General features: G+C 62.1%; 17 protein-coding genes. 11 read left to right on the top strand and 6 right to left on the bottom strand.

All coding sequences use genetic code 11. The annotated features are described in order from the left end of the window. Positions 1-49: 49 nt before the first annotated feature. From A7X77_RS12440 to A7X77_RS12420, 5 genes are all read right to left on the bottom strand, one after another. Positions 50-1,678: an ABC transporter ATP-binding protein gene (locus A7X77_RS12440; RefSeq protein ID WP_064683226.1), complete on the bottom strand. Its 1,629-nt coding sequence runs from the start codon at positions 1,676-1,678 to the stop codon at positions 50-52. Next, the gene (locus A7X77_RS12435) at positions 1,675-2,493 is read right to left on the bottom strand and encodes an ABC transporter permease (protein ID WP_064683225.1); all 819 of its coding nucleotides are present in this window, start codon (positions 2,491-2,493) and stop codon (positions 1,675-1,677) included. Before A7X77_RS12435 ends, A7X77_RS12440 begins: the two co-directional genes overlap by 4 nt. Continuing rightward, entirely contained in the window at positions 2,490-3,434 is a 945-nt protein-coding gene (locus A7X77_RS12430) for an ABC transporter permease (RefSeq protein ID WP_064683224.1), read from the bottom strand. The genes A7X77_RS12435 and A7X77_RS12430 overlap by 4 nt, the downstream gene beginning before the upstream one ends. A 173-nt stretch (positions 3,435-3,607) precedes the next feature. Continuing rightward, positions 3,608-4,513, bottom strand: a complete 906-nt coding sequence (locus tag A7X77_RS12425) for a LysR family transcriptional regulator (RefSeq protein ID WP_064683223.1) — start codon at positions 4,511-4,513, stop codon at positions 3,608-3,610. Then, positions 4,510-5,445 (bottom strand): LysR family transcriptional regulator, encoded by a 936-nt coding sequence (locus A7X77_RS12420; protein WP_064683222.1) that lies wholly within the window; start codon positions 5,443-5,445, stop codon positions 4,510-4,512. Before A7X77_RS12420 ends, A7X77_RS12425 begins: the two co-directional genes overlap by 4 nt. A 109-nt stretch (positions 5,446-5,554) precedes the next feature. On the opposite strand from A7X77_RS12420, the gene A7X77_RS12415 reads away from it, so the two are divergent. Beyond that, on the top strand, positions 5,555-6,913 hold the full coding sequence (locus tag A7X77_RS12415) for an MmgE/PrpD family protein (RefSeq protein WP_064683221.1): 1,359 nt from the start codon (positions 5,555-5,557) through the stop codon (positions 6,911-6,913). A 182-nt stretch (positions 6,914-7,095) separates the two neighbouring features. Here the strand turns inward: A7X77_RS12415 and A7X77_RS12410 are convergent, their stop codons facing one another. Beyond that, positions 7,096-8,142 carry an ABC transporter substrate-binding protein gene (locus tag A7X77_RS12410; protein WP_064683404.1) on the bottom strand — a complete coding sequence of 349 codons (1,047 nt, stop codon included), beginning with the start codon at positions 8,140-8,142 and terminating at the stop codon, positions 7,096-7,098. A 357-nt stretch (positions 8,143-8,499) separates the two neighbouring features. Here A7X77_RS12410 and A7X77_RS12405 point away from each other — a divergent pair, with 357 nt between their 5' ends. The 10 genes from A7X77_RS12405 (at position 8,500) to glgC (ending at position 26,870) form a co-directional block, all read left to right on the top strand. Next, positions 8,500-10,368, top strand: coding sequence for an adenylate/guanylate cyclase domain-containing protein (locus A7X77_RS12405; RefSeq protein WP_064683220.1), 1,869 nt, complete (start codon positions 8,500-8,502; stop codon positions 10,366-10,368). Between the two features lie 96 nt (positions 10,369-10,464). Then, entirely contained in the window at positions 10,465-11,142 is a 678-nt protein-coding gene (locus A7X77_RS12400; protein ID WP_064683219.1) for a response regulator, read from the top strand. Beyond that, the gene (locus A7X77_RS12395) at positions 11,139-12,521 is read left to right on the top strand and encodes a sensor histidine kinase (RefSeq protein WP_064683218.1); all 1,383 of its coding nucleotides are present in this window, start codon (positions 11,139-11,141) and stop codon (positions 12,519-12,521) included. Before A7X77_RS12400 ends, A7X77_RS12395 begins: the two co-directional genes overlap by 4 nt. 109 nt (positions 12,522-12,630) lie before the next feature. Next, complete coding sequence (locus tag A7X77_RS12390) at positions 12,631-15,957, top strand: DUF2126 domain-containing protein (protein WP_064683217.1); 3,327 nt, start codon at positions 12,631-12,633, stop codon at positions 15,955-15,957. Positions 15,958-16,005: 48 nt separating this feature from the next. Continuing rightward, the gene (locus A7X77_RS12385; protein ID WP_064683216.1) at positions 16,006-18,423 is read left to right on the top strand and encodes a circularly permuted type 2 ATP-grasp protein; all 2,418 of its coding nucleotides are present in this window, start codon (positions 16,006-16,008) and stop codon (positions 18,421-18,423) included. Beyond that, a complete protein-coding gene (locus A7X77_RS12380; RefSeq protein ID WP_064683215.1) occupies positions 18,420-19,307 on the top strand; it encodes a transglutaminase family protein in 888 nt (295 codons plus the stop codon). The genes A7X77_RS12385 and A7X77_RS12380 overlap by 4 nt, the downstream gene beginning before the upstream one ends. Before the next feature lie 119 nt (positions 19,308-19,426). Next, positions 19,427-20,647 (top strand): pilus assembly protein, encoded by a 1,221-nt coding sequence (locus A7X77_RS12375; protein ID WP_064683214.1) that lies wholly within the window; start codon positions 19,427-19,429, stop codon positions 20,645-20,647. 275 nt (positions 20,648-20,922) lie between these two features. Continuing rightward, positions 20,923-23,385, top strand: a complete 2,463-nt coding sequence (locus A7X77_RS12370) for a glycogen/starch/alpha-glucan phosphorylase (protein WP_064683213.1) — start codon at positions 20,923-20,925, stop codon at positions 23,383-23,385. Then, on the top strand, positions 23,382-25,589 hold the full coding sequence (glgB, locus tag A7X77_RS12365; RefSeq protein WP_064683212.1) for a 1,4-alpha-glucan branching protein GlgB: 2,208 nt from the start codon (positions 23,382-23,384) through the stop codon (positions 25,587-25,589). Before A7X77_RS12370 ends, glgB begins: the two co-directional genes overlap by 4 nt. A gap of 18 nt (positions 25,590-25,607) precedes the next feature. Next, the gene (gene glgC, locus A7X77_RS12360) at positions 25,608-26,870 is read left to right on the top strand and encodes a glucose-1-phosphate adenylyltransferase (protein WP_038691304.1); all 1,263 of its coding nucleotides are present in this window, start codon (positions 25,608-25,610) and stop codon (positions 26,868-26,870) included. Positions 26,871-26,872 lie beyond the last annotated feature (2 nt).

The raw sequence follows: 26,872 nt of genomic DNA, 5'->3' as shown, positions 1-26,872 counted from the left end.
TGCATGAAGTTGTTCGGCCGTATCGGCCGATGTCGTCACGATAGCCACGTTAATTCTCCAAACGCCATTTGAGTGTCACACCACCGCTTGCATTGTGGTCGAGCGCGGGGATGGCCGAGAGCAGACGACGCGTGTAGGGCTCTTTCGGATTGTCGAAGATCGTGCCGCGGTCGCCTTGCTCGACGATGCGGCCCTCCTGCATCACCACCACCCGGTCAGCCACCTGCTCGACCACGCCAAGATCGTGGCTGATGAAAAGACAGGAAAAGCCGTAGCGTTTCTGCAGATCCGAGAAGAGGTGGAGCACCTGCGCACGGACGGTAACGTCGAGCGCCGACACCGGCTCGTCGGCGATCAGGAATTTCGGCCGGCGCGCAACGGCCCGGGCAATGGCGACGCGCTGCCGCTGGCCGCCTGACAATTCGTGCGGATAGCGGCTGGCATAGTCCTTCCCGAGACCGACTTCCTCGAGCGTTTCGAAAGCCCGTCGCCGCTTGGCCTCGCCGCTCAGGTTCGGCACCAGACGCAGCGCCTCCTCGACAAGCGCGAGTATGGTCATGCGCGGATCGAGCGAGGAGTAAGGGTCTTGGAACACCATCTGGCAGTCCAGCCGGTAGTTCTTCCAATCCTCGTTACGGGACCGGCCCTGGAATTCGATCGTCCCGCCGCTTTCCCTGACAAGGCCGGCAATGGTGCGGCCGAGCGTCGTCTTTCCCGAACCGGAACCGCCGACGAGGGCGACCACTTCGCCTTCATAAACATTGATGCTGACCCCATGCAGGGCCCGCTTTCCCCGCGCCCTTTTCAGGAACGACCGGCGACCAGGATAATCGACGACGATGTTCTGCGCCGACACCATCGGTGTCTTGGTCTTATCGATGGCGCGCGATTCACCGCGATAGGGGAGCGCCGAGAGGAGCTTGCATGTGTAGGGATGCTGTGGCGCTGCGAGAAGCTTGTCGGCTCTGCCCTGCTCGACAATCGCGCCCTTCTCCATGACGATGATACGGCTGGTGTATCGGGCAACCATCGGCAGATCGTGGCTGATCAGCAGGACGGCGGTGCCTTCCGCGGTCGTCAGATCGACCATCAGCTCCATCACGTCGCGCTGAATGACGGCATCCAGCGCCGTGGTCGGCTCGTCGGCGATCAGCAATGCCGGTTTCAGCAGCATGACGGAGGCCAGCATGATGCGCTGGCGCATGCCGCCGGAAAACTCATGCGGGTAGGAAGTGAGGGCGCCTTCAGGGTTGAGAATGCCGACGCGCTCCAGCATGTCGAGGATGCGCGCACGCCGCTCCTGCGGCGCCAGCTTCGTATGCAGGACAAGCCCCTCCTCCAGCTGACGGCCGATGGTCATGGATGGATTGAGGGATGTCATCGGTTCCTGGAACACGACGCCGATCTCCCGGCCCCGCATCGCCCGAAGATCACTGTTGCTCATCGAAAGCACGTCGCGGCCCTTGTAGCGCACGGTTCCGCCCGTCACGCGAACCGCCGCCGGCAGTAGCGATATCAGCGCCCGGGTCGCCAGCGTCTTGCCTGAGCCGCTCTCGCCGACAATGCCGACAATCTCGCCTGGCGCTATGTCGAAGCCGACGTCCTTGACGACCTGTAGGCCGGTGCCTGCAACCTCAAGCGAGAGGCCGCAAACGTTCAAAAGCGTGTCGCCGGTCATTTCAGCCCCCTCATACGCGGATCCAGCTTGTCACGAAGGGCGTCGCCCAGAAGATTGATGCCGAGCAGCGTCAGCGCGATGCAGAGGCCGGGAAAAAGGCCGAGCCACACAGCCTGCTGGATGAACGGACGGCCGGCGGCAAGCATGTTGCCCCAGGTCGGCGCCGGCGGAGGCACACCTAGGCCCAGGAAGCTCAGGGCGCTTTCGGAGAGGATGGCCCAACCGAACATCGACGTGGCAAGCACGGTGATCGGGGCAAGGCAATTGGGCAGGATGTGACGGACCATCGTGAAAAGCTCGCTGTTGCCCATTATTCTCGACGCTTCGATGAATTCCCGCTCCCGCAACGACAAAACCGCGCCGCGCACGACGCGCGCCATGGACGGCGTGTAGGCAATGCCGAGTGCGAAGATGATGCCGTACTGATTGGCGCCGAATACGGCCAGCAGACCAAGCGCCAGCAGAATGCCAGGGAATGCCAGCAGCGCATTGTTGATCGCCATGATGACGCCGTCTGCCCAGCCGCGGACATAACCGCTGACAACGCCGATCAACGTGCCGAAGACGGTCGCGAAGCCGACTGTCAGCGTGCCGATCCATACGCTGGCCCGGGCGCCGACCATCAAGCGGCTGAGAACATCGCGTCCGAACTCGTCGGTCCCGAGCAGATGAGCGCCGCCGGGAGCAGCAAGCCTGACGGCAAAACCAAGTTTCATCGGGTCATATGGGGTCCAGAAAAGACCGACCGCGGCGGTGATCAGCAGGATGGCAATCAGAATGCTGCCGATGAGGCCGTTGAAAGTGAACTTTTTCATTCGGCAACCACCCGCGGATCGAAGAAGGGATAGAGGAGATCGACCACCAGATTGACCAGAACATAGGACAGCGCCACGAACAGCAGGCAACCCTGGATGACGGGGTAATCCCGGGCAAAGATGCTATCGACCATCAAACGGCCGAGGCCCGGAATGGTGAAGACGGTTTCGATCACCGCGATGCCCCCGAGCAGGTTGCCGAGGATCAGGCCGATAACCGTCCATGTCGGGCCAAAAGCATTCTTGAAGGCATGGCGCCAGAGGACCGCGCTTTCCGAAAGGCCCTTGGCGCGCGCATGCGTGATGTAATCGAGACGCAGGACTTCCAGCGTCGAAGCACGCGCCATGCGGATCAGAACGCCCATTTCGTGGATGACCAGCGTCATGATCGGCAGGACGAGATACAGGATCCCGCTGGCGATATTGTCGCCGACCGAGACATAACCGAGAACCGGCAACCAGCCGAGCTTCAGGCCGAAAAGCAGCAGCAGCAGGAGACCGAGCCAAAAGGTCGGAATGGAAAGCAGCACCGTCGCCGTGCCAACCAGCGCCAGGTCCGTCAGGCTGTTCTGTCGCCAGGCCGCGATCACGCCGGCGGGCACTGCGATGACGCTCGCCAGCAACACCGCAATGACAACAATTTCGGCGCTGACCAAGAAGCGGGACGCGACGAGCGGCAGCACCGCTTCGCCGTTGACGATGGAGCGCCCGAAATCACCCTGCAGAACGTTCCCTGCCCAGATTACGAATTGCTGGATCATCGATTTGTCGAGCCCGAGCTCGATGCGCATCGCCGCCACCTGGTCAGGCTGCGCCATGTCGCCGAGCATCAAAGCGGCGGGATCGCCGGGGATGAGCCGGATGAGTGCGAAAACGGTGACGGCCACGAGGGCGATCGTCGGCAATGCCATCAACAGGCGGTTAAGAATGAAGCGTATCATGTGTTCCCCACGATTGGCGGCAGAGCCTTCGCCGCCATCGGTTTCGTTAAGGGAGACTATGACGGAATGAAAAAATCTCCGCAATATTATGCGTATTCGTCATATGTTTATGCAGAATGATAGGATGCACGAAACGCTGCGCTTCCCATGCTCGTGAGAAGTAAGTTACTGTTTCAAATATCTTTTTGTGAAAGCTGGATCTGCCGTTTCAACGCATCGCTCAGAGATTGCGCTGCAATCGACAATGGAACGCCTGCAGCACGTGCAAGCCCGAACTGCTGACGTGCATGCGGAATGAACGGACGATGCACGACGGGAAGATGGCGATAGAGATTTGCATAGAAGCTGCTGATGATCGTGACACCGAGGCCGTGGGCGACATAGGAACAAGCGGAGCTGTTCGTATGGGTTTCGATCTTGACGATCTGCTTCACGCCCGCCTGTTTGAAGCTCTGATCGAGCGCCAGGCGATTGGGCCTTTGACGGCCGATGAGGATCAGCGGTACGTCGCGCAGGTCCTTGGCCGAGATCTCCGCCAGTTCTGCCAGCCGGTGATCCCTCGGGATGACGCAGACGCTTTCCCCGCTCGCCACCTGCTCGACTTCGATGCCGGGACCGATTTCCCCTTCCATGCGCAGGAAGCCGATATCGAGCACACGCTCCTCGACCAGCTTATTGATGGCAATGGTGGTGTCGAAAAACGTCTCGATGCGGACACTGGGGAAATCTCGCACGTAATCCACCAGCATGGCCGGCGCGAAGTTCTCCCACATGCTGCTTGGCAGACCGATCCGCACGATTTCCGGCCCTGCGGCGCCACTTCTCAGATCTTGGGCGTGCCCGGACATGCGATCCACGGCCAAGAGAATATTCTCTGCATCTCGGGCGAGGATGGCCGCCTCCGGCGTCGGGATCAGCCGCCCCTTGTCGCGTACAAAAAGGGTGATGGACAAATCCGCCTCGAGCTGCTGCAGGAGCCGGCTCACCCCCGACTGGCTGAGGCCCATGGCCTTGGCCGTCGCAATGGTCGAGCCGGTGGACATCAGCGTCCGCAAGACCTCGAGCTGTCTGATGTTCATCGTGAAGCGTCCTCTGCACCGGCGGCCCAGCGCCAGTCGGCAATGCTTTCCAAAAAAAGGCCCGCGGATTTGGCGAGGGGATATTTCTCGCCGCTGACGAGGCAATAGGTCACCGCCAGTTCCGGCGCCAATGGCACGAAACGCAGCGGCAGGGCTGCGTATTCGCCTGCGATGATGTCGCCCACCAGCGCGATCCCCAAAGCATTCGCAGCCAAAGCACAGGCACTGGCCACCGAATGTGCCTCGAGCAGCGGGCGCTGGCGTAGGCCGCCCTGGTAGAAAAGCGCCTCCAATTCGTGACGAACAGGCCGCTCCCGGTTGAGGACGATGAGGTCCTGCCCCTTGAGGTCCGATATCGTCAGAGCGCTCTGTTTTGCCAATGGATGATCGGTATGAAGAGCGCAGACGATGCGGGAGAAAAGCCGTTTCTCCTGCCGCAGTCCGGGCGTCGCCAGCGGCAGGCGAGCGAAACCGATATCGGCCTCTCCGTCCGCCACCATCCTCTCGATCGCCAGATAGCTGCCGGAAGCGAGTTCCACGCGCACCGGACCGTGGGCGCCGAAGAAGGCCTTGATCATGCGGGGAAGCACGGTGGATGACAGGCTGGCCGGGAAGGCAAGTCGCAGCAGCATGTCGCGTGAACGACCGCTTTCCAATTCCACCGCCGCCGTTTTCAGCTCCCGCAACCGATCCGAAATAGCGCGGATATCCGGCCCGAGCTGCCGGCCTTCGCGGGTCGGAGACAACCGGTTCTTGTCACGTTCGAACAGACGGACGCCGAGATAATCCTCAAGCTGCTGCAGCAATCGGCTGGCATTGGATTGTGAAATGCCGAGCTCCAGCGCGGCGGCGATCGTGGATCCCGTTGCCGCGATCGCATCATAGGCCTCGATATGCTTGAGGCTGATCCCTGCGCTGACTGCCCTGACCATGTGATGACTTTCCTCGGTAGCCTTATTCGAAAACTGCATAAGATTGCAGCGCTGTCAAAAGCAGTACAATTTCCGGTCTCGACCGAAGACCATGGAAAGAGTTTCGTCAATGACCACTGTTCTGCAGCGCATCGCAGCCCAGCTTTCATCCCGAAAGCATTTCTCTGAAACCGCCATCGAACGGGCAATCGATGCCGTCGCCGATACTTTTGGCTGCATGATCGCCGGCGCCGGAGATCCGGCCGCCACCGGCGTGACCGCGGCTTTTGCAAGAGAAATCGCGGGCGGAGGAACCGCCTGGCTTGTAGCAGGCGGCGGCGCCTCCTCCTCCATTGCCGCGCTCGTTAATGGAACTGCAGCGCATGCACTGGATTTCGACGACAATTTCCATCCTGCCCGTGCCCACGCATCCGCGGTCCTCGTCCCTGCATTGCTGGCCACGGTTACAGCAGGTCGCCCGGTGAGCGGTGGCGCTTTTCTGAGCGCCTATCTTGCGGGCCTGGAAGCGCAGGCTGCCGTGGGTTTCGGCGCCAATCCCTCGCATTACAACAGGGGCTGGCATGGGACGGCGACGGTGGGCGCAATCGGCGCTGCTGCGGGTGTGGCTCAGTTGCTGGGTGCAAGCGAGGAGGAGACGGCGCAGGCGATGAGCCTTGCAGCCTCGCTCGCCTGCGGCCCCAAAGGTCAGTTCGGTACTCTGGCCAAGCCGCTTCATGCAGGCATTGCAGCCCGAAATGCGGTTGAGGCGGCGCGGCTCGCCATTGCAGGCATCAGAGGCCGGCTCGACATCCTGGAAAGGCCGCAGGGATTTCTGGATCTTTTTGGCGGAGACGACCCGCGGGCATGGACGGATCTGCGACCGGAGTCGGCCCATATCATCGAAAGACGCGGCTTGGTCGCCAAGCGACATCCATGCTGCGCATCGACCCACCGGGCAATCGATGCGCTGCTCGAGCTTAAACGAGACTATGGACTGACGGCGGACGACATCGTGTCGATCGACACCAAGGTAGGCGTCTCCGCCTTTCGCAACCTCGCCTATGCGGAACCCGCAGACGAGATGCAGGCCCGCTTCTCGATGCAATACTGTCTGGCGACGGCCTTTCTGAATGGATCCGTCAGCCTTGGCGATTTCACGCGCTCTGCCGTTTCGCGCCAGGATGTGAGGATGCTGGTAAAACGCATAACGATGGAATCCTATTCGGCGGACGAAGAAAGAGGAAGTGAACGCTTGCCGCATATTGTCACCGTGCGGCTGTCGGACGGGACGACGCTACGCCGACAACGTCTCCATGCAAAGGGTTCCCTGGAAGACCCGCTGAGCACGCAGGAGCGCCGCGAAAAATTTGAAGACTGCCTGAAATGGGGAAATCGTCAACCGAGCTGCGACCTCTACGCGCGCCTCAGAAGACTGAATGAGGCCGCAGACCTGTGGACCGAGCTTGGTATGACGAACCACAGCCGGTAAGCTGAATTGCTTGCGGAACCTGAGACCGTATAACCCCTGTCAATCCGGGCTTTTCGTGACTTCGCGTTCGGCAGGTTGCTTCAGCCGCCCCGACCTGCTTTGGCGAGGCTGAGACTGCCAGCGCGGATCCGGCAATCCTCTGCCGGATATGGCTGTCCGGCGCTCGCAAGAACAGATCTTCCTCACTGCGCCCGCAGAACTTCGTTCCAGTGCGCGATCAGCCGCGCTCGCTTCACCTGGTCGAGATAGACCATCAGCCCGGGGCTGACAGGCACTGGCCGAAGTTGCGAACCGAGCAGCTCCTGCAGCGTATTGGCGGTGTTCTCGCCGGCCACCTCTGGGCTGACCGCGGGGATCTGCAACTCGCGCGCCATGATCGTCTGGCCCTCCTTCGACATGAAAAAGGTAAGGTAGCGACGCCCGAGCTCCGGCTCGGCGGCCGCCTGCGGCACCAGCCCGATCCTCGACATCACCACCGTATAGTCCTTCGGCAGCACGATCCCGACATCAGGATGCCGCGAAGCCCAGTCGGCGGCGTAGGAGCCGAGGATATTGTAGCCGAGCACGAAGCGCCCGTCGGCAACGCGTTCGAGGATCGCCGAGCTCGTCGAGTAAAGCTTGACGCCGGCCGCGCCCATCGCCCCGATCACCGACCAGATGTCGCCGAATTGCTCCTGGTCGCGCGCCATGAACAGAAAGCCGACACCGGACCGCTCGATATCGTAGGTGCTGATCCGGCCATAAACCGCATTGCCCTTGCGCTTCAGATAGTCGACGAGTTCCGCCCGCGAGCTTGGCACCGGCTCATGCGCGAAGCTCGGCTTGTGATAGACGAAGACCGCCGGCTCAAAAGTCAGCGCATAAGCGGTGTTGCGCCAGTTCGCCCATTTCGGCCATGCGGCGCTCATCGGCAGATTGCTGACCTGCGCATAGCCGTCATTCGAAAGCTTCACCTGCAGGTCCATCGCCGAGGAGAAGGCAAAATCCGCCGTCTTCTTGCCGGCATCCGTCTCCCCGACGATCCGGTCATAGATTTCGCCGGTCAGCATATCCTCATATCTGACCGCGACATCGGGATTGGCCTCCTGAAAACCCCGGATCATCGGCTGCGCCAGCGGCTCGTCGAGCGAGGAATAAACGGTCAGCACCGGCGCCTCGGCCTTGCCCGATTTCGCCGGAAAAAAGACCTGATCGGCAAGGGCAAAACCCGGCCAGAACGCCAGCAGCAGGATGAAAATTCTCCTCATGCCGCAACAATGCCCGAGCGCGGCGGGAGGAGCAAGGGCGCGCCGGAGCGAGGCCTTCCGCAAGGCCGGCTCAACTCGATCACTGGTCGTTTTCGGCGCCGACTAGCAAGCTTTGACCAAGCCGTATATTTCGTTTCCGCCAACTTTCACCACAAAGGATTAGCAAACAAGGTCGTCCTTCACCCTTTTAGAGTATTGATGAAGACCGGCGACGATATATGGTCGCGCTACCGCGTCAAAACGTCGACGCCGCCCGAATTGCTTTTTCGGGGGACGACTCTGCGCGACAAAAACTCTAAAAATAGCTAGGTTATTCCGGGAAGATCCATGGGAGGGGTCATGGAACGACGACTGAGCGCTATTCTCGCTGCGGATGTCGTCGGCTACAGCCGACTGATGGGCATCGATGAGTCAGGCACGCTGCAGGCGCTGAACCGCCATCGCTGCGAGCTCGTCGATATCAGGATTTCGGACTATAAGGGCCGGATCGTCAAACTCACCGGCGACGGCATCCTGGCCGAATTCCAGAGTGTGGTGAATGCCGTCGCCTGCGCCGCCGAAATCCAGCGCAGCATGTCGACCCGCAACGAGAACGTTCCGAAGGATGAGCGCGTCGAGTTCCGCATCGGCATCAATCTCGGCGACGTCGTCGTCGAAAACGGCGACATTTTCGGCGACGGCGTCAATCTCGCCGCGAGACTCGAGCGTATCGCCGCCCCCGGCGGCATCGCCGTGTCGGCCTCGGTGCGCGATCAGGTCGGCTCGCGCCTCAATCTCGGCTTCGAATTTATCGGCGAGCACATGCTGAAGAACATCCGCCAGCCGGTGCAGGTCTATACCGTCACCCTCGCGCCACCCTCTTCCGCCAAGCTCATCGCGCAGAACCGCAATACCTGCTTCATCGCCGTGTTGCCTTTCACCAACATGAGCGGCGACGCCGACCAGGATTATTTCTCCGACGGCATAACCGAAGACATCATCACCGATCTCTCCAAGATCTCCAGCCTGCACGTCGTGCCGCGCAATACGATCTTTACCTACAAGGGCATCTCGGTGAAGTTGAAGCGGCTCGCCCAGGAACTCGGCGTGCGCTATGTGCTCGAAGGCAGTGTGCGCATCTTCGACAAGCGCGTGCGCATCTCCGGCCAGCTGATCGACACCGCCAATGGCGACCATCTCTGGGCCGAGCGCTACGACCGTGACCTCACCGACATCTTCGCCATCCAGGACGAGATCACCCATGCGATCGTCGGCCAGCTGAAGGTGCGCCTGCTGCCGGAGGAGAAGAAGGCGATCGCCAACGAGCCTACCGCCAATGTCGAGGCCTATACCTATTATCTCCGGGGTCGCCAGCTTTCCCACACCTGGACGAAATCCTACCTGCAGCTTGCCAGGCGCATGTTCTGCAAAGCAGTCGAGCTCGATCCGGACTATGCCCGCGCCTATGCCGGCATCGCCGATTGCGACGCCGCCATCCGCGACTGGGCGCCCGACGATGTGCCGCTGACACGCATCCTCGAGATGAGCGCCCGCGCGCTCGCGCTCGATCCCGATCTTCCGGAGGCCCATGCCTCGCACGGCTTGGCGCTGCATCAGAGCGGCTATGATGATCGGGCGGCGGCGGCCTTCGAGCGCGCCCTGACGCTCGATCCGAACCTCTTCGAGGCGAATTTCCATTATGCCAGGTTCTTCTTCATGCACGGAAACTTTGCCGAATCCGTTCAATATTTCACCCGCGCCGCAGAAATCCGCCCTGACGACTACGTCTCGCCGATCCATCTGATGGCCGCCTACCATTCGCTCGGCCGTGGGGTAGACAGGGAAAACTGGGCCCGCCTCGGCTTGCTGCGGGCCGAACGCGCGCTGAATCTCAACCCGGAAAATTCCGGCCCCGCCCATCGCGGTGCGCTGGCGCTTGCCCATCTCGGCGATGTCAAACGCGCACGCGACTGGGCGGCGCGGGCGATCGCCATCGATCCCGACGACATTGTCGCCCAGTATAATCTCGCCTGCGTCTATTCCGTCCTCGGCGATGTCGACCAGGCGATCGGCCTTTTGGAGAAGCTGCTGCCGAACAGCTCCGTCTACCATATCAAATGGTTCAACAATGATTCCGACCTCGACAATATCCGCGAGGACCCGCGCTTCCAGAAGCTGATCGCCGCCGCGATGACGCAGCGCGAGGAGATGGAAAGAACGGGCAGCTGAGATCGATCTTTATCCGGCCCGTTCAGCAATCTTCAAAATCGCTGTGACAACCCGTCTTCACCCCTGTAACGTCGCTTGAAAAACAGGGGAACATCCGTGCGCATCCTGCTCACCGAAGACAATATCGCGCTGGCAGACGGGCTCTCGGCGATCTTGCGCGGCACGGGCCATGCCGTCGATGTGGTCCATGACGGGGCCTCCGCCAATGCCGTCATCGCGGCGGAAAATTTCGACCTTGTCATCCTCGACCTCAACCTGCCCGAGATGGACGGGCTCGACGTGCTGCGCGCCATGCGCGCCCGGCAGAATCAGGCGGCCGTCCTCATCCTGACGGCGCGGGGAGCGCCGGAGGAGCGGGTAAAAGGCCTTGATCTCGGGGCCGACGATTATCTGATCAAGCCCTTCGACATCGCCGAATTCGAGGCCCGTGTGCGCGTTCTGCTGCGCCGCCAGGCCGGGCTGCGTTCGGCGACAGTCGGCTTCGGCGGCATTTCCTTCGACCTCAATTCCCGTACCTTCTCCGCCGGTTCCACCCCTCTTGATATTCCCGCCCGAGAACTTGGCCTGCTCGAAATCCTCTTCATGCGGGCCGGCAAGGTCGTCGCCAAGGAGGCGATCATACAGTCGCTGACCGCCTTCGACGACGACATTTCCGCAAACGCCATCGAGCAATATGTCAGCCGGCTGAGAAAGCGCCTTTCGCCGCACGGCCTGACGGTCAAGACTGCCCGCGGCATCGGCTATTATCTCGACAAGCTGCCCGAGGTTTCATGAAGGCCGCCTATTCTCTCAGGCGCCGGCTGCTCTTCTGGCTGCTCGTCTCCACGGCCGTCATCGGCATGCTGGCGCTTGCCGACACCTATCGCGAGGCTGTGCAGACCTCGAACATCGTCTCCGACCGAGTTCTCGCCGGCTCCGCGCTCGCGATCGCCGAACGCGTCGTCGTCGCCGAAGACGGCACGCTGCAGGTCGATATCCCCTATGTCGCGCTCGAAATGCTGACCTCGGCCGCGCAGGACCGCGTCTTCTACCGCGTCGACGGCCCGCCGGGCCAATTCATCACCGGCTACCAGGCTCTGCCGGTCCTGCAGAAGACACCGAGCGGTGCGGCGGCCTTCGCCGACGACACCTTTCGTGGCGAGCCGATCCGCATCGCCACGCTCGAACGCTCCGCCTCGACCGGCATCCGCTCGGTGCCCTTCGTCGTGACCGTCGCCGAAACCACCATCGCCCGCCGGCAATTGACCCAGGCGATCCTCGTGCGTTCGGCACTGCGCCTCGCCGTCATGATCGCCGGCGCGGCGGTCATCGTCTGGATCTCGGTCACGGTGGCGCTCCGCCCACTCTACAAGCTCGGCGACGCCATCGGCGAACGCAGCCCTGACGATCTGCATCCGATCGAACAAACCGTGCCGAGCGAGGTCGAGCCGCTGGTCGATACGGTGAACTCGTTCATGGTCCGCCTGGAGTCGGCGCTCGAGGCGCTGCGCAATTTCACCGGCAATGCCAGCCACCAGTTGCGCACGCCGCTGGCGATTATCCGCACCCAGCTTGCGCTTTCGGCCCGCGCTGGCTCACTCGGTGAGGCCCAGGCGGCAGCGCTGAAGGGAGACCAGGCCGTTGCGCATGCGGAGCGCATCCTTGCCCAGCTTTTGCTGATGGCGAAGATCGACGCCGCCACGGCCAAGGAGGCGCTGACCGCCTCTGCCATCGATCTCGCCGCCATCGCCCAGGAAATTACCGGCGAACAGATCCCGGCCGCTGCCGTCGCCGGCATCGATCTCGGCTTCGAGGGTGAGAGCCCGGCGATGATCCGCGCCGAGCCGCTGCTGATCGGCGAAATGCTGCGCAATCTTGCCGGCAATGCCATCGCCTATGCCGGCAAGGGGGCTGAAGTCACTGTCCGCGTCATCGCCGCCGCCGAGACGGTCCGCCTGGAAGTCGAGGACAACGGCCCCGGCATTCCGCGCGAGAAACTGGAGGCGGTGCGCCGCCGTTTTTCGCGCGGCAATGATTCCGCCGCGCCCGGCGCCGGCCTCGGCCTGCCCATCGTTGAAGAAATTGCCAATCTTTTCAACGCCGTCATAATACTCGAACCCGGCACGGGCTGCCGCGGGCTGAAGGTGGCCGTTACCTTTGCCAAGGCGCCGTAAAAGCCGCCACCACCCCGGCCTTTGCACCTTGCATTCTTTCGCTGCATTGCACAGACTGACTTTGGGAACAGCAAGACGCACGACGATGCGCGCCGGATAAAAGAGAAATATGTCGATCAAAGCCAGCATTTATCACCTGACGCATTATATCTATGACAAGCCGGTTCGCCTCGGCCCCCAGATTATCCGGTTGAAACCGGCCTCGCATTCGAAGACGCGGGTGCTCAGCCACTCGCTGAAGGTCACGCCCTCCAACCACTTCATCAATCTGCAGCAGGATCCCTACGGCAACTATCTCGCCCGCTACGTCTTCCCGGACCCGGTAACGGAGTTCAAGATCGAGGTCGACCTCGTCGCCGACATGACGGTCTACAACCCGTTCGACTTCTTCGTCGAAGAAGAAGCGACCAAATGGCCCTTCGATTATCCCGAAACGATCCGCGAGGATCTGTCGATCTACATGACGCCCGAGCCGGCCGGCCCGCGCCTGAAGGCGCTGCTGCCGACGCTCGACTGGTCGCCCGGCCAGTCGACGGTGGATATGGTCGTCGGCCTGAATGCCCGCCTGCAGCGGCAGATCGGCTATGTCATCCGCATGGAAGCCGGCGTGCAGACGCCGGAGGAAACGCTGGAAACAGCCAAGGGCTCGTGCCGCGACACCAGCTGGCTGCTCGTCCAGATCCTGCGTCATCTCGGCCTTGCCGCCCGCTTCGTCTCCGGTTATCTCATCCAGCTGACGCCGGATCTGAAGGCGCTCGACGGCCCCTCCGGCACCGAAGTCGATTTCACCGATCTGCATGCCTGGGCGGAAGTCTATCTGCCGGGTGCCGGCTGGGTCGGCCTCGACCCGACCTCCGGCCTCCTGACCGGCGAAAGCCATATTCCGCTGGCCGCAACGCCGCATTACCGTAATGCCGCGCCGATCTCCGGCGGGTATTTCGGCGAGGCCGAAACCGAATTCGCCTTCGACATGAAGGTCTCTCGCGTCGCCGAACATCCGCGCATCACCAAGCCCTTCTCGGACGAAAGCTGGGAGGAGCTCAACGAACTCGGCGAGAAGGTCGACCGTGTCCTCGAAGCCGAGGACGTACACCTGACGATGGGCGGCGAGCCGACCTTCGTTTCGATCGACGACTTCCAGTCCGAAGAGTGGAACACCGCCGCCGTCGGCCCGACCAAGCGCGAAAAGGCCGACAGCCTGATCCGCCGGCTGCAGGAGCGCTTCGCTCCCGGCGGCTTTCTGCATTACGGCCAGGGAAAATGGTATCCGGGCGAAAGCCTGCCGCGCTGGACCTTCTCGCTCTACTGGCGCCGCGACGGCAAGCCGATCTGGCAGAACCTCGATCTGGTCGCCGCCGAAGGCAGGGATACCGGTGTCGCGGCCGAGGATGCCGAAAAGCTGCTGACGGCGATCGCAAAAGAACTGGCGATCAAGCCCGACATGGTGCAGCCGGCCTTTGAGGATCCGGCCGACTGGATCATCAAGGAAGGCAATCTTCCCGACAATGTCGATCCGGCGAATTCGAAGCTGAAGGATCCCGAGGAACGCAACCGCATCGCCCGCGTCTTCGATCGTGGCCTCACCGTCCCCACCGGTTACATCCTTCCGGTCCAGGCATGGAACGCCAGGGCCGCCGAAAGCCGGGTCTGGGTCAGCGAGAAATGGCGCACCCGCCGCGGCAGGATCTTCCTTGTGCCTGGCGACAGCCCGATCGGCTACCGCCTGCCGCTCGGCACCCTGCCCTATGTCCCCCCGGCACGCTATCCCTATATCCATCCCGCCGATCCGACGATCCCGCGCGAACCGCTGCCTGACGTTTTCGTACCGGCCGGCCGCGCCATGCCGGAAGCCTCCTTCCACGCCGGCGAGAACAATCGCAGCCGGATCGAACAGACGCTCGGAGAAATCGGCGGCGCCGTGCGCACCGCCATGTCGGTCGAGCCGCGTGACGGCAGGCTCTGCGTCTTCATGCCGCCGGTCGAGCGGATCGAGGATTATCTTGAGCTGATCGCCGCTGCCGAAAACGCTGCCGCCGAGCTCAAGCTTCCCGTCCATATCGAAGGTTATCCGCCGCCGCAGGACGAGCGCATCAACGTCATCCGCGTCGCCCCGGATCCCGGCGTCATCGAGGTCAACATCCATCCGGCATCCAACTGGAAGGATTGCGTCGATATCACCACGGCAATTTACGAGGAGGCGCGCGCCACCCGGCTCGGCGCCGACAAATTCATGATCGACGGCCGTCATACCGGCACTGGCGGCGGCAACCATGTCGTCGTCGGCAGCGCCAATCCGAACAACAGCCCGTTCCTGCGCCGTCCGGATCTGTTGAAGAGCGTCGTCCTCCACTGGCAGCGCCACCCCTCGCTCTCCTACCTCTTCTCCGGCATGTTCATCGGCCCGACCAGCCAGGCGCCGCGCATCGACGAGGCTCGCCACGACAGCCTCTACGAGCTGGAGATCGCCATGGCGCAGATCGCGGCTCCCGGCCGCGGTCAGCCGCCGCTGCCATGGCTCGTCGACCGCCTGTTCCGCAATCTCTTGACCGATGTCACCGGCAACACCCACCGCGCCGAGATTTGCATCGACAAGCTGTTTTCGCCCGACGGCCCGACCGGCAGGCTCGGCCTCATCGAGTTCCGCGGCTTCGAGATGCCGCCGAACGCACGCATGTCGCTTGCCCAGCAATTGCTGGTGCGCGCGCTGATCGCCCGCTTCTGGGTCAACCCGGTCAACGGCAAGTTCGTCCGCTGGGGCACGACCCTGCACGACCGCTTCATGCTGCCGCATTTCGTCTGGGCCGATTTCCTCGACGTGCTCGCCGATCTTCGCGAAAACGGCTTCGACCTCAACCCGGAATGGTTCAAGGCCCAACTCGAATTCCGCTTCCCCTTCTGCGGCGAAGTCGAATACGAGGGCTCGAAGCTGGAACTGCGCCAGGCGCTGGAGCCTTGGCATGTCATGGGTGAGGAAGGCGCGGTCGGCGGCACCGTGCGCTACGTCGACTCCTCCGTCGAGCGGCTTCAGGTGCGGTTCGAAACCAGCAATATGGCGCGCTACACCGTTACCTGCAACGGCCGCATCGTGCCGCTGACGCCGACCGGCACCTCCGGCGTATCGGTCGCCGGCGTCCGCTACAAGGCATGGCAGCCGGCTTCGGGCCTGCACCCCGTGCTGCCGGTCAACACACCTTTGACATTTGACATTTATGATACATGGTCGAAGCGTTCGATCGGCGGCTGCATCTATCATGTTGCCCATCCGGGCGGCCGGACCTATGACACCTTCCCGGTCAACGGCAACGAGGCGGAAGCAAGGCGGCTCGCCCGCTTCGAACCGTGGGGGCATACGGCAGGCGGTTATATCCCGCGCGCCGAGACGGGTTCGCTTGATTTCCCGCTGACGCTGGATCTGCGGCGGCCCGTCGGAATTTGAGCCGGATCGAGGCCAAGGGCTGAGGCCGGGGTTGGGATGTGAGTTTTGATGGGTAAAAGGCCCGCAGCGGAGCGCAAGGGTGAGGCAGAGGTTCGCATCGGCAAGGATGCGTCCTTCGACTATGCGCCGCTTCCCGGCACCGCCGACGAGATGGTCGACAACAATGGCGTCGTCCGCCCCGTCTGGCAGCGTTTCCTCTCGCATCTGATCGCAATGCCGGAAAAGGATCTCGCCGAACGTTTCGCCCGCGCCGACCGCTACCTCAGAGATGCCGGCGTCTTCTACCGCGCCTATGGCAGCAAGGGCACCGGCGAACGCGCCTGGCCGATCTCGCATATCCCGGTGCTGATCGACGAGCGCGAATGGCAGGCGCTGTCGGCGGGCCTCGTCCAGCGCGCCGATCTGTTGGAAGCGATCGTCGCCGATATCTATGGCGACAACCGGCTGGTGGAGGAAGGGGTCCTGCCGCCGGCGCTGATCGCCGCCAATCCCGAATTCCAGCGCCCGCTCTCCGGCATCAGACCTGCATCCGGCCACTACCTGCATTTCTGCGCTTTCGAGATCGGCCGCGGGCCTGACGGCAACTGGTGGGTGCTCGCCGACAGGACGCAGGCGCCGTCGGGCGCCGGTTTCGCGCTGGAAAGCCGCGTCGCCACCACCCGCGCCTTCTCGGACATCTACGCCGAAACCCCGGTCCACCGCCTCGCCTCCTTCTTCGGCGCCTTCCGCGATGCGCTGCAGGGCATGAAACATTCCGGCGACGACCGCATCGCCGTGCTGACGCCGGGCCCGGCCAACGAGACCTATTACGAGCATGCCTATATTGCCCGTTATCTCGGCTTCATGCTGCTCGAGGGCGAGGATCTGACCGTCGTCAAAGGCCGCGTGATGGTGCGCACCGTCGCCGGCCTGAAGCCGATCGGCGTGCTCTGGCGCCGTCTCGATTCCGCCTTCGCCGACCCGCTGGAGTTGAACCAGAATTCGCATATCGGCACGCCCGGCCTGGTCGAAGCCTTGCGCACCGAAAGCGTCACCATCGTCAATGCGCTCGGCACCGGCATTCTCGAAACCCGGGCGCTTCTGGCCTTCATGCCGACCATCTGCCGCCGTCTGTTGGGGCAGGATCTGCGGCTGCCCTCGATTGCGACCTGGTGGTGCGGCCAGGAGGAAGAGCGCGAGCACGTCGCCAAGAATATCGAGAAGATGGTGATCGGCCCGGCCTATTCCCGGGCGCCCTTCTTCGATGACGACGGCGAGTCCGTGCTCGGCTCGTCGCTGCGGGCGACCGCTAGGGATTCCATCACCGATTGGCTGAGTTCGGACGGACCCAAGCTGGTCGGCCAGGAGGTCGTCACACTCTCGACGACGCCCGCCTGGGTGGACGGCAAGCTGGTGCCGCGGCCGATGTCGCTGCGCGTCTTCGCCGCCCGCACCGCAAACGGCTGGCAGATCATGCCCGGCGGTTTTGCCCGCATCGGCTCCGGCGCCGATGTCGCGGCGATCGCCATGCAGTCGGGCGGCGCGGCCGCCGATGTATGGATCGTCAGCGACAAACCGGTCGAGCGTCACACGCTGCTGCCGGCCGAAGGCAGCTTCACCCGCAACATGCCCGGCAGCCTGCCGAGCCGGGCGGCCGACAACCTGTTCTGGCTCGGCCGCTACATCGAACGCGCCGAAGGGGCGTTGCGCATCCTGCGCGCCTGGCATGCGCGTTATGCCGAGGCCGCCGATCCGAGCCAGCCGCTGCTCGCCGATGTCTCGGCCTATCTCGCCGCCGTCGATATTGATACTGCCGAGGCAGTGCCGGAAACGCTTTTGCGCAACATCGAAAGCGCAGTTTATTCGGCGAGCAACATTCGCGACCGTTTCTCGCCGGATGGCTGGCTGGCGCTCAACGATCTCGCCAAGACCGCCCGCCGTTTCCGTGTCACCGTCACTGCCGGCGACGACGCCAGCCACGCGATGACCATTCTTCTGCGCAAGCTCGCCGGTTTTGCCGGCCTCGTGCACGAGAACATGTATCGCTTCATGGGTTGGCGCTTCCTCTCGCTCGGCCGCTATATTGAGCGCGGCCTGCACATGACCCGCCTCCTCGGCCACATGTCCGGCCCGGAAGCACCCGACGGCGCGCTCGACATGCTGCTGGAGATCGGCGACAGCGTCATGACCCACCGCCGCCGCTACAACGTCAATACGGCGCGGCTGACGGTCACCGACCTCTTGGCGCTAGATCCGCTCAACCCGCGCTCGGTGCTCTTCCAGGTGAACGAGATCCACCACGAGGTCGAGCAATTGCCGAATGCCCTGATCAACGGCCAGATGTCGCCCTTCTACCGCGAGGCGATGCGGCTTCATTCCGGTCTGGCGGTAATGACGCCGGAGGGCATGGGGCCTGAGGTCTATCAGCGGTTCGAACGCGAATTGGAGCAGCTTTCCGACCTGCTCGCCCAGACCTATCTCGGGTGACGGCAGTGCTTTACGACCTCTCGCTCCGCATGAGTTACATCTACGACGTCCCGGCATCCGGCGCTCGCCATATCATGCGCCTGATGCCGCTGTCGCTGACCAACCGGCAACGCCTGGTCGCCGGTTCCATCACGATTTCGCCGACGCCGGACGAGCAGTCGCATTTCGCCGATTTCTTTCAACACCCCGCCACCTCCTTCATGCTGCGCGCGCCGCACGAGGCGCTCGATATTCGCATGCAGGCCCGCGTGCAGGTCGAGAGCCAGCCGATCGCCGCCGATTTCTCGCCGCTGCTTGCCAACCTGCCCGAGGAGATAGCAGGCATCTGGTCGCTGGCGCCGGATTCGCCGCACCACTTTCTCGGCGACAGCCCGCGCCTGACGCAGACGCGCGAGATCGCCGACTATGCACGAAGCTGCGCCAAGCCCGATCTGACGGCGATGCAGATCGCCCATGCGCTCTGCACCCGCATCAACAAGGATTTCACCTACGATCCCGACGCGACGACGGTCGACACGACGCCGCTCGAGGCTTTCAAGCTGAAGCGCGGCGTCTGCCAGGATTTTACCCACATCATGACCCTGGCGCTGCGAAGCCTCGGCATTCCGGCAGGTTACGTCTCCGGCTTCCTGCGCACCATCCCGCCGCCTGGCAAGGAACGGCTGGAAGGGGCCGATGCCATGCATGCCTGGGTCAGGATCTGGTGCGGCGAGACGATCGGCTGGATCGAGCTCGACCCGACCAACGACATCCCCGCCGGCACCGACCACATCGTCGTCGCCTATGGACGCGATTATTCCGACGTCGTCCCCGTTATCGGTGTGTTGAAAAGCTATGGCGGCCAGCGCGCGGTCCAGGCGGTCGACGTGATCCCGCTGAAATAAGCCAATCCCAAAACTGGAAAAAACCGGCGATTCGTTAAAATTCTATTGACGCCGTAAGGTCGCCGTAAAGAACCAGCATGCGTTAATCACCTGACAGGGTTTCCAGTTGGGTGAACATGATGAGCACCTCCATTTTGCTTCCCTGCCTGCGTCGCATGTTCAGCGATCGAGGCGGTAATTTCGGTATCATGACGGCGGTTTTGACGCCGGTTCTTCTCGGCGCTGCCGGCATGGCGGTCCATGTTGGCGATATGTTGCTCTCCAAGCAGCAACTGCAGGAAGCCGCCGATTCGGCGGCGCTTGCCACCGCCACCGCGCTGGCGAATGGCACGATCCAATCCTCTCAGGCCGAAGCCTTCGCGCGGAATTTCGTCGCGGGGCAAATGGCGAATTATCTGCAAAGCGGCGTCGATATTAAAAGCGCGACGGGCGTTAGCGTGCAGACAAACACATCGGGAAATTCGACATCCTACCAGGTGACGGTTTCGCCGAGCTACGACCTGACGGTCAATCCGCTGATGCAGGCGGTCGGCTTCACCACGCAGCACCTTTCGACATCAGGCACGACGGTCGGCGGCCATTCACAGACCCAAGGCTCGATCTCTATGTTCCTCGCACTCGATAAATCGGGGTCGATGGGAGAGCCTACCACCACCGTGACGACGGAATCATACACCTATAAATGCAACCCTCACCTCAACAACAAAGGTAAGACAGTCTACGACACCTGCACCGGCACGCGTACGCGTTATTACACAAAAATAGAAGCTCTGAAGCTCGCCGCGGGCAATCTTTTTGCTCAGCTCAATAGCGCCGATCCTAATGCCGAATATGTACGCACAGGCGCAGTATCCTACGATATCATTGAATACCCAGCTAGCAGCCTCGCCTGGGGAATTACCGGTGTAACCAGCTATGTCAACGCACTTCAGGCGAATGGCGGCACGAATTCAAGCGGCGCAATGAACACGGCTTACACGTCGTTGGTCGCTAAGAATGCCGCAGGGAACGACGCCGAAGATTCCGCCCACAAGCTGAAGACCGGCCAGATACCCAAGAAGTACATCGTCTTCATGACGGACGGCGACAATAACAACGACAGCAGCGGCGGCCGTTCATATGACACGCTGACCAAGGCGACATGCGACACTGCCAAGTCTAAGGGCATCGAGATCTATACGATCGCCTTCATGGCGCCCCCGGGCGGACAAGCGCTGCTGCAGTATTGCGCCTCAGACGGCTCCCACTATTTCCAGGCGGAAAAAATGGAAGACCTACTCGCCGCGTTCAAGGCGATCGGAGCGAAGGCCTCCGCACAGGTAACGCGCCTGACGAACTGACGATACCGCCAGTCGAAAGCCGATCAAAAAAGCCGCGCCGGAACAAACCGGCGCGGCTTTTCGTGATCGCTACCCATCCATCCGATCGGGAAAAACGTTTGTAATCAATCCGCTCGAACCCCGTGAATATGAAGGTTTCGCAAATTTTTCGTTTGCCCAAATCCTTTGTTGCAAGTGCTTCCTAACGATGCATAAACTGTGGTCCGCGCAAGCGACAAATCGATTAAATCAGGCATAACACCCTGAAACCAAATTAAAATTGGCGAGATCTGACCATGAATACCGTTTCCAAGCCGGTTATCCCTTCTCCCGCTCCCCGCAGTTCAAGGCCGGAAATTCTCGCTGAAGAAATCATCGAACGTCTGACCTACCGCATCGGCAAGGACGCCAAGGTGGCAAAGCCGCATGACTGGCTGACGGCGACGATTCTGGTAGTGCGCGACCGCATCATCGACAAGTGGATGGCCTCCACCCGTGAGGTCTATGCGACGGGCGCCAAGCGCGTCTACTATCTATCTCTCGAATTCCTGATCGGCCGCCTGATGCGCGACGCCATCTCGAATCTCGGCCTGATGGAAGAGGTGCGCGATGCGCTCGCCTCGCTCGGCGTCGATGTCAACGTCATCGCCGGACTTGAGCCGGATGCCGCACTCGGCAATGGCGGCCTCGGTCGTCTCGCCGCCTGTTTCATGGAGAGCATGGCGACCGTCGACGTCCCGGCCTATGGCTACGGTATCCGCTATGTCCATGGCCTCTTTCGCCAGCAGCTGGCCGACGGCTGGCAGGTGGAACTGCCCGAAAACTGGCTCGCCCACGGCAATCCGTGGGAGTTCGAGCGTCGCGAGAGCTCCTATGAAATCGGCTTTGGCGGTTCCGTCGAATTCATCACCACCCATGACGACCAGCCGCGCTACGTCTGGAAACCGGCCGAGCGCGTCATCGCCGCCGCCTTCGACACGCCGGCCGTCGGCTGGCGCGGCAAACGCGTCAACACGCTACGCCTCTGGTCGGCGCAGCCGATCGATCCGATCCTGCTCGATGCCTTCAATGCCGGCGACCACATCGGCGCGCTGCGCGAAAGCAACAAGGCCGAAAGTCTGACCCGGGTTCTCTATCCGGCCGACGCAACCTCGGCCGGTCAGGAATTGCGCCTGCGTCAGGAATTCTTCTTCTCGTCCGCTTCGCTGCAGGACATCCTGCGCCGCCACCTGCAGCAATATGATGATTTCACCTCGCTGCCGGACAAGGTAGCGATCCAATTGAACGACACCCATCCCGCCGTCTCGGTCGCCGAACTCGTGCGTCTGCTCTGCGACGTGCACGGCATGGATTTCGAACAGGCCTGGGAGATCACCCGCCACACCTTCTCCTATACCAATCACACGCTTCTGCCCGAAGCGCTGGAAAGCTGGCCGGTGCCGCTGTTCGAGCGCCTGCTGCCGCGCCACATGCAGATCGTCTATGCGATCAACGCCAAGATCCTGCTCGATGCCCGCAAGACCAAGAACTTTTCCGACAGCGAAATCCGCTCGATCTCGCTGATCGAAGAAAGCGGCGACCGTCGCGTGCGCATGGGCAACCTCGCCTTCATCGGCTCGCATTCGATCAACGGCGTCTCGGCCCTGCACACCGATCTGATGAAGGTCACGGTCTTTGCCGATCTGCACAAGCTCTATCCCGACCGCATCAACAACAAGACCAACGGCATCACGCCGCGCCGCTGGCTGCAGCAGTGCAATCCCGGCCTCACCGGTCTGATCCGCGAGGCGATCGGCGACGAGTTCCTCGATGATGCCGAAAAGCTGCGCCCGCTCGAGGCGCATGCTTCCGATCCGAGCTTTCAGCAGAAATTCGCAGCGATAAAGCGGGCCAACAAGGTGGCGCTCTCCAACCTCGTCGCCAGCCGCATGGGTGTAAAGCTCGATCCGTCGGCGATGTTCGATATCCAGATCAAGCGCATCCACGAATATAAGCGTCAACTGCTGAACATCATCGAAGCCGTCGCCCTCTATGACCAGATCCGCTCGCATCCTGAAATGGACTGGGTGCCGCGTGTCAAACTCTTCGCCGGCAAGGCGGCGCCGAGCTACTACAACGCCAAGCTGATCATCAAGCTGATCAACGACGTCGCCCGCACCATCAACAACGACCCGTCGGTGCGCGGCCTGCTGAAGGTCGTCTTCGTGCCGAACTACAATGTCTCGCTCGCCGAGGTCATGGTTCCGGCCGCCGACCTCTCCGAGCAGATCTCGACCGCCGGCATGGAGGCATCCGGCACCGGCAACATGAAGTTCGGCCTCAACGGAGCGCTGACGATCGGCACGCTCGACGGCGCCAATGTCGAGATGCGCGACAATGTCGGCGAAGACAACATCGTCATTTTCGGCCTCAGGGCCGACGAGGTTGCCAAGGTCCGCAGCGACGGCCACAATCCCCGCGCCATCATCGAGGGCTCGCGCGAACTCTCGCAGGCTCTCTCCGCCATCGGCTCCGGCGTCTTCTCGCCCGATGATCGCAACCGCTACACGGCGCTGATCGACGGCATCTATTCGCACGACTGGTTCATGGTCGCCGCCGATTTCGACGCCTACGCCCAGGCTCAGCGCGACGTCGACCAGATCTGGACCAACCAGTCCGACTGGTACACCAAGACGATCAACAATACGGCGCGGATGGGCTGGTTCTCTTCTGACCGCACGATCAGGCAATATGCAGACGAAATCTGGAGAGCCGGATGAGAACGCCGAAAACCATCCCTGAAGTAAAGCGTTCCTGGGAAATTTCGGCAGATGAAATCACGGCGATCCTTGCCGGCTCGCATTCCAATCCCTTTGCCGTCCTCGGTGTCCACCTGGCCGGCGACGCCTTCGTCGCCAGGTGTTTCATCCCGGGCGCCGAAGATGTGACCGCCATGACGCTCGACGGCGCCGTCATCGGCGAGCTGAAGCAGTTGCATGCCGACGGCTTCTTCGCCGGCCGCGTTTCGCTGACCAGGCTGCAGCCGGTGCGCTACCGCGCCCGGCGCGGCGATGCCGAATGGGCCGTCACCGACCCCTACAGCTTCGGGCCGGTGCTTGGGCCGATGGACGATTATTTCGCCCGCGAAGGCTCGCATCTGCGTCTGTTCGACAAGATGGGCGCTCACCTCATCCGCCATGACGGCGCCCAGGGCATGCACTTCGCCGTCTGGGCCCCGAATGCGCAGCGCGTCTCGGTCGTCGGCGATTTCAACAATTGGGACGGCCGCCGCCACGTCATGCGGCTGCGCGCCGACAGCGGCATCTGGGAGATCTTTGCCCCTGATGTGCCGATCGGCGCCGCCTACAAATTCGAGATCCGCGGCCATGACGGCGTATTGCTGCCGCTGAAGGCCGATCCCTTCGCCCGGCGCAGCGAGCTGAGGCCGAAGACCGCCTCGGTCGCCGCCGCCGAGCTGGAACAGGTCTGGGAGGACGAGGCCCATCTGAAGCATTGGCGCGAGACCGACAAGCGCCGCCAGCCGATCTCCATCTATGAAGTGCATGCCGCCTCCTGGCAGCGCCGGCAGGACGGCACCATGCTGTCCTGGGACGAGCTCGCCTCCAGCCTCATCCCCTACTGCGTCGACATGGGTTTCACCCATATCGAATTCCTGCCGATCACCGAGCATCCCTACGATCCCTCCTGGGGCTACCAGACGACCGGCCTCTACGCGCCGACCGCCCGCTTCGGCGAGCCGGAAGGTTTTGCCCGTTTCGTCAACGGCTGCCACAAGGTCGGCATCGGCGTCATTCTCGACTGGGTGCCGGCGCATTTCCCGACCGACGAGCATGGCCTCGGCTGGTTTGACGGCACGGCGCTCTATGAGCACGAAGACCCGCGCAAGGGCTTCCATCCCGACTGGAACACGGCGATCTACAATTTCGGCCGCACCGAAGTCGTTTCCTATCTCGTCAACAACGCCCTCTATTGGGCCGAGAAGTTCCATCTCGACGGCCTGCGGGTCGATGCCGTCGCCTCGATGCTCTATCTCGATTATTCCCGCAAACACGGCGAATGGATCCCGAACGAGTATGGCGGCAACGAGAACCTCGAAGCTGTCCGCTTTCTGCAGGACCTCAATACCCGCATCTATGGCCAGCATCCCAATGTCATGACCATCGCCGAGGAATCGACGTCATGGCCGAAGGTCTCGCAGCCCGTCCACGAAGGCGGCCTCGGCTTCGGCTTCAAGTGGAACATGGGTTTCATGCACGACACGCTGAGCTACATGAAACGCGATCCGGTGCACCGCAAACACCATCACAACGAGCTCACCTTCGGCCTGCTATATGCTTATTCGGAAAATTTCGTCCTGCCGCTGTCGCATGACGAGGTCGTCCACGGAAAGGGTTCGCTGATCGCCAAAATGCCGGGTGACGACTGGCAGAAATTCGCCAATCTGCGCGCTTATTACGCCTATATGTGGGGCTATCCCGGCAAGAAACTGTTGTTCATGGGCCAGGAATTCGCCCAGTGGAGCGAGTGGAGCGAAGCGAAGTCGCTCGACTGGAACCTGCTGCAATACCGTATGCACGAGGGCATGCGCCGCCTGGTGCGCGACCTCAACTTTACCTACCGCAGCAAACAGGCGCTGCATGAGCGTGACTGCGAGGGCGAAGGTTTCGAATGGCTGGTTGCCGACGACGGCGAGAATTCCGTCTTTGCCTGGCTGCGCAAGGCGCCGGGCCAGAAGCCGATTGCCGTCATCACCAATTTCACGCCCGTCTATCGCGAGAATTATTCGATCCGCCTGCCAATGGCGGGCCGCTGGCGGGAGATTCTGAATACCGATGCCGACATCTACGGCGGCAGCGGCAAGGGCAATGGCGGGCGCGTGCAGGCCGTCGATGCCGGCGGCAACATCACCTGCTCGATTACGCTGCCGCCTTTGGCAACGATCATGCTTGAACCTGAAAATTAAGACTGGTGGGAGGAGAAAATGGTAGAAAAGCGTATTCAGCCACTTGCCCGCGATGCAATGGCCTATGTTTTGGCGGGAGGCAGGGGGAGCCGTCTCAAGGAACTCACCGACCGGCGCGCCAAGCCGGCCGTCTATTTCGGCGGCAAAGCCCGTATCATCGATTTCGCTCTGTCGAACGCCCTGAACTCGGGCATTCGCCGCATCGGCGTTGCCACGCAATACAAGGCGCATTCGCTGATCCGCCACATGCAGCGCGGCTGGAACTTCTTCCGCCCGGAGCGCAACGAGAGCTTCGACATCCTGCCGGCCAGCCAGCGCGTTTCGGAAACGCAATGGTATGAAGGCACCGCCGACGCCGTCTATCAGAACATCGACATCATCGAGGATTACGGTGTCGAATACATGGTCATTCTGGCCGGCGACCACGTCTACAAGATGGACTATGAGTGGATGCTGCAGCAGCACGTCGATTCCGGCGCCGACGTCACCATCGGCTGCCTGGAAGTGCCGCGCATGGAAGCGGTGGGCTTCGGCGTCATGCATGTCAACGAAAAGGACGAGATCATCGCCTTCGTCGAGAAGCCGGCCGATCCGCCGCCCATTCCCGACAAGCCGGATTTCGCGCTGGCCTCGATGGGCATCTACGTCTTCCACACCAAATTCCTGCTCGACGCGCTGCGCCGCGATGCCGCCGACCCGAATTCGAGCCGCGATTTCGGCAAGGATATTATCCCTTATATCGTCAAGAACGGTAAGGCGGTCGCCCACCGCTTCGCCAAGTCCTGCGTCCGCTCGGATTTCGAGCACGAGCCCTATTGGCGCGATGTCGGCACGATCGACGCCTATTGGCAGGCCAATATCGACCTGACGGCGATCGTGCCGGAGCTCGATATCTACGACAAGTCCTGGCCGATCTGGACCTATGCCGAGATCACCCCGCCGGCGAAATTTGTCCATGACGACGAGGATCGCCGCGGCTCGGCCACGTCGTCCGTCGTCTCGGGCGACTGCATCATCTCCGGCGCCAGCCTCAACAAGAGCCTGCTCTTCACCGGTGTCAGGGCCAATTCCTTCTCCAAGCTGGAAGGGGCGGTCATCCTGCCGAATGTGAAGATCGGACGGCGCGCGCAGCTCAAGAATGTGGTGATCGACCACGGCGTCGTCATTCCGGAAGGTCTTGTTGTCGGCGAGGATGCCGAGCTCGACGCCAAACGCTTCCGGCGGACGGAAAGCGGCATTTGCCTGATCACGCAACCGATGATCGACAAGCTGGATATCTGACG

Origin of the sequence: Rhizobium bangladeshense (assembly GCF_001662075.1) — a bacterium.
Taxonomy (GTDB): Bacteria; Pseudomonadota; Alphaproteobacteria; order Rhizobiales; family Rhizobiaceae; genus Rhizobium; species Rhizobium bangladeshense_B.
This window is presented reverse-complemented; position numbering and strand designations above follow the sequence as displayed.

Excerpts from the sequence above, each read along its gene's own strand:
- A7X77_RS12440 (WP_064683226.1), bottom strand. The coding sequence starts at position 1,678 with ATGACCGGCGACACGCTTTTGAACGTTTGCGGCCTCTCGCTTGAGGTT.
- A7X77_RS12435 (WP_064683225.1), bottom strand. The coding sequence starts at position 2,493 with ATGAAAAAGTTCACTTTCAACGGCCTCATCGGCAGCATTCTGATTGCC.
- A7X77_RS12430 (WP_064683224.1), bottom strand. The coding sequence starts at position 3,434 with ATGATACGCTTCATTCTTAACCGCCTGTTGATGGCATTGCCGACGATC.
- A7X77_RS12425 (WP_064683223.1), bottom strand. The coding sequence starts at position 4,513 with ATGAACATCAGACAGCTCGAGGTCTTGCGGACGCTGATGTCCACCGGC.
- A7X77_RS12420 (WP_064683222.1), bottom strand. The coding sequence starts at position 5,445 with ATGGTCAGGGCAGTCAGCGCAGGGATCAGCCTCAAGCATATCGAGGCC.
- A7X77_RS12415 (WP_064683221.1), top strand. The coding sequence starts at position 5,555 with ATGACCACTGTTCTGCAGCGCATCGCAGCCCAGCTTTCATCCCGAAAG.
- A7X77_RS12405 (WP_064683220.1), top strand. The coding sequence starts at position 8,500 with ATGGAACGACGACTGAGCGCTATTCTCGCTGCGGATGTCGTCGGCTAC.
- A7X77_RS12395 (WP_064683218.1), top strand. The coding sequence starts at position 11,139 with ATGAAGGCCGCCTATTCTCTCAGGCGCCGGCTGCTCTTCTGGCTGCTC.
- A7X77_RS12390 (WP_064683217.1), top strand. The coding sequence starts at position 12,631 with ATGTCGATCAAAGCCAGCATTTATCACCTGACGCATTATATCTATGAC.
- A7X77_RS12385 (WP_064683216.1), top strand. The coding sequence starts at position 16,006 with ATGGGTAAAAGGCCCGCAGCGGAGCGCAAGGGTGAGGCAGAGGTTCGC.
- A7X77_RS12375 (WP_064683214.1), top strand. The coding sequence starts at position 19,427 with ATGAGCACCTCCATTTTGCTTCCCTGCCTGCGTCGCATGTTCAGCGAT.
- A7X77_RS12370 (WP_064683213.1), top strand. The coding sequence starts at position 20,923 with ATGAATACCGTTTCCAAGCCGGTTATCCCTTCTCCCGCTCCCCGCAGT.
- glgB (WP_064683212.1), top strand. The coding sequence starts at position 23,382 with ATGAGAACGCCGAAAACCATCCCTGAAGTAAAGCGTTCCTGGGAAATT.
- glgC (WP_038691304.1), top strand. The coding sequence starts at position 25,608 with ATGGTAGAAAAGCGTATTCAGCCACTTGCCCGCGATGCAATGGCCTAT.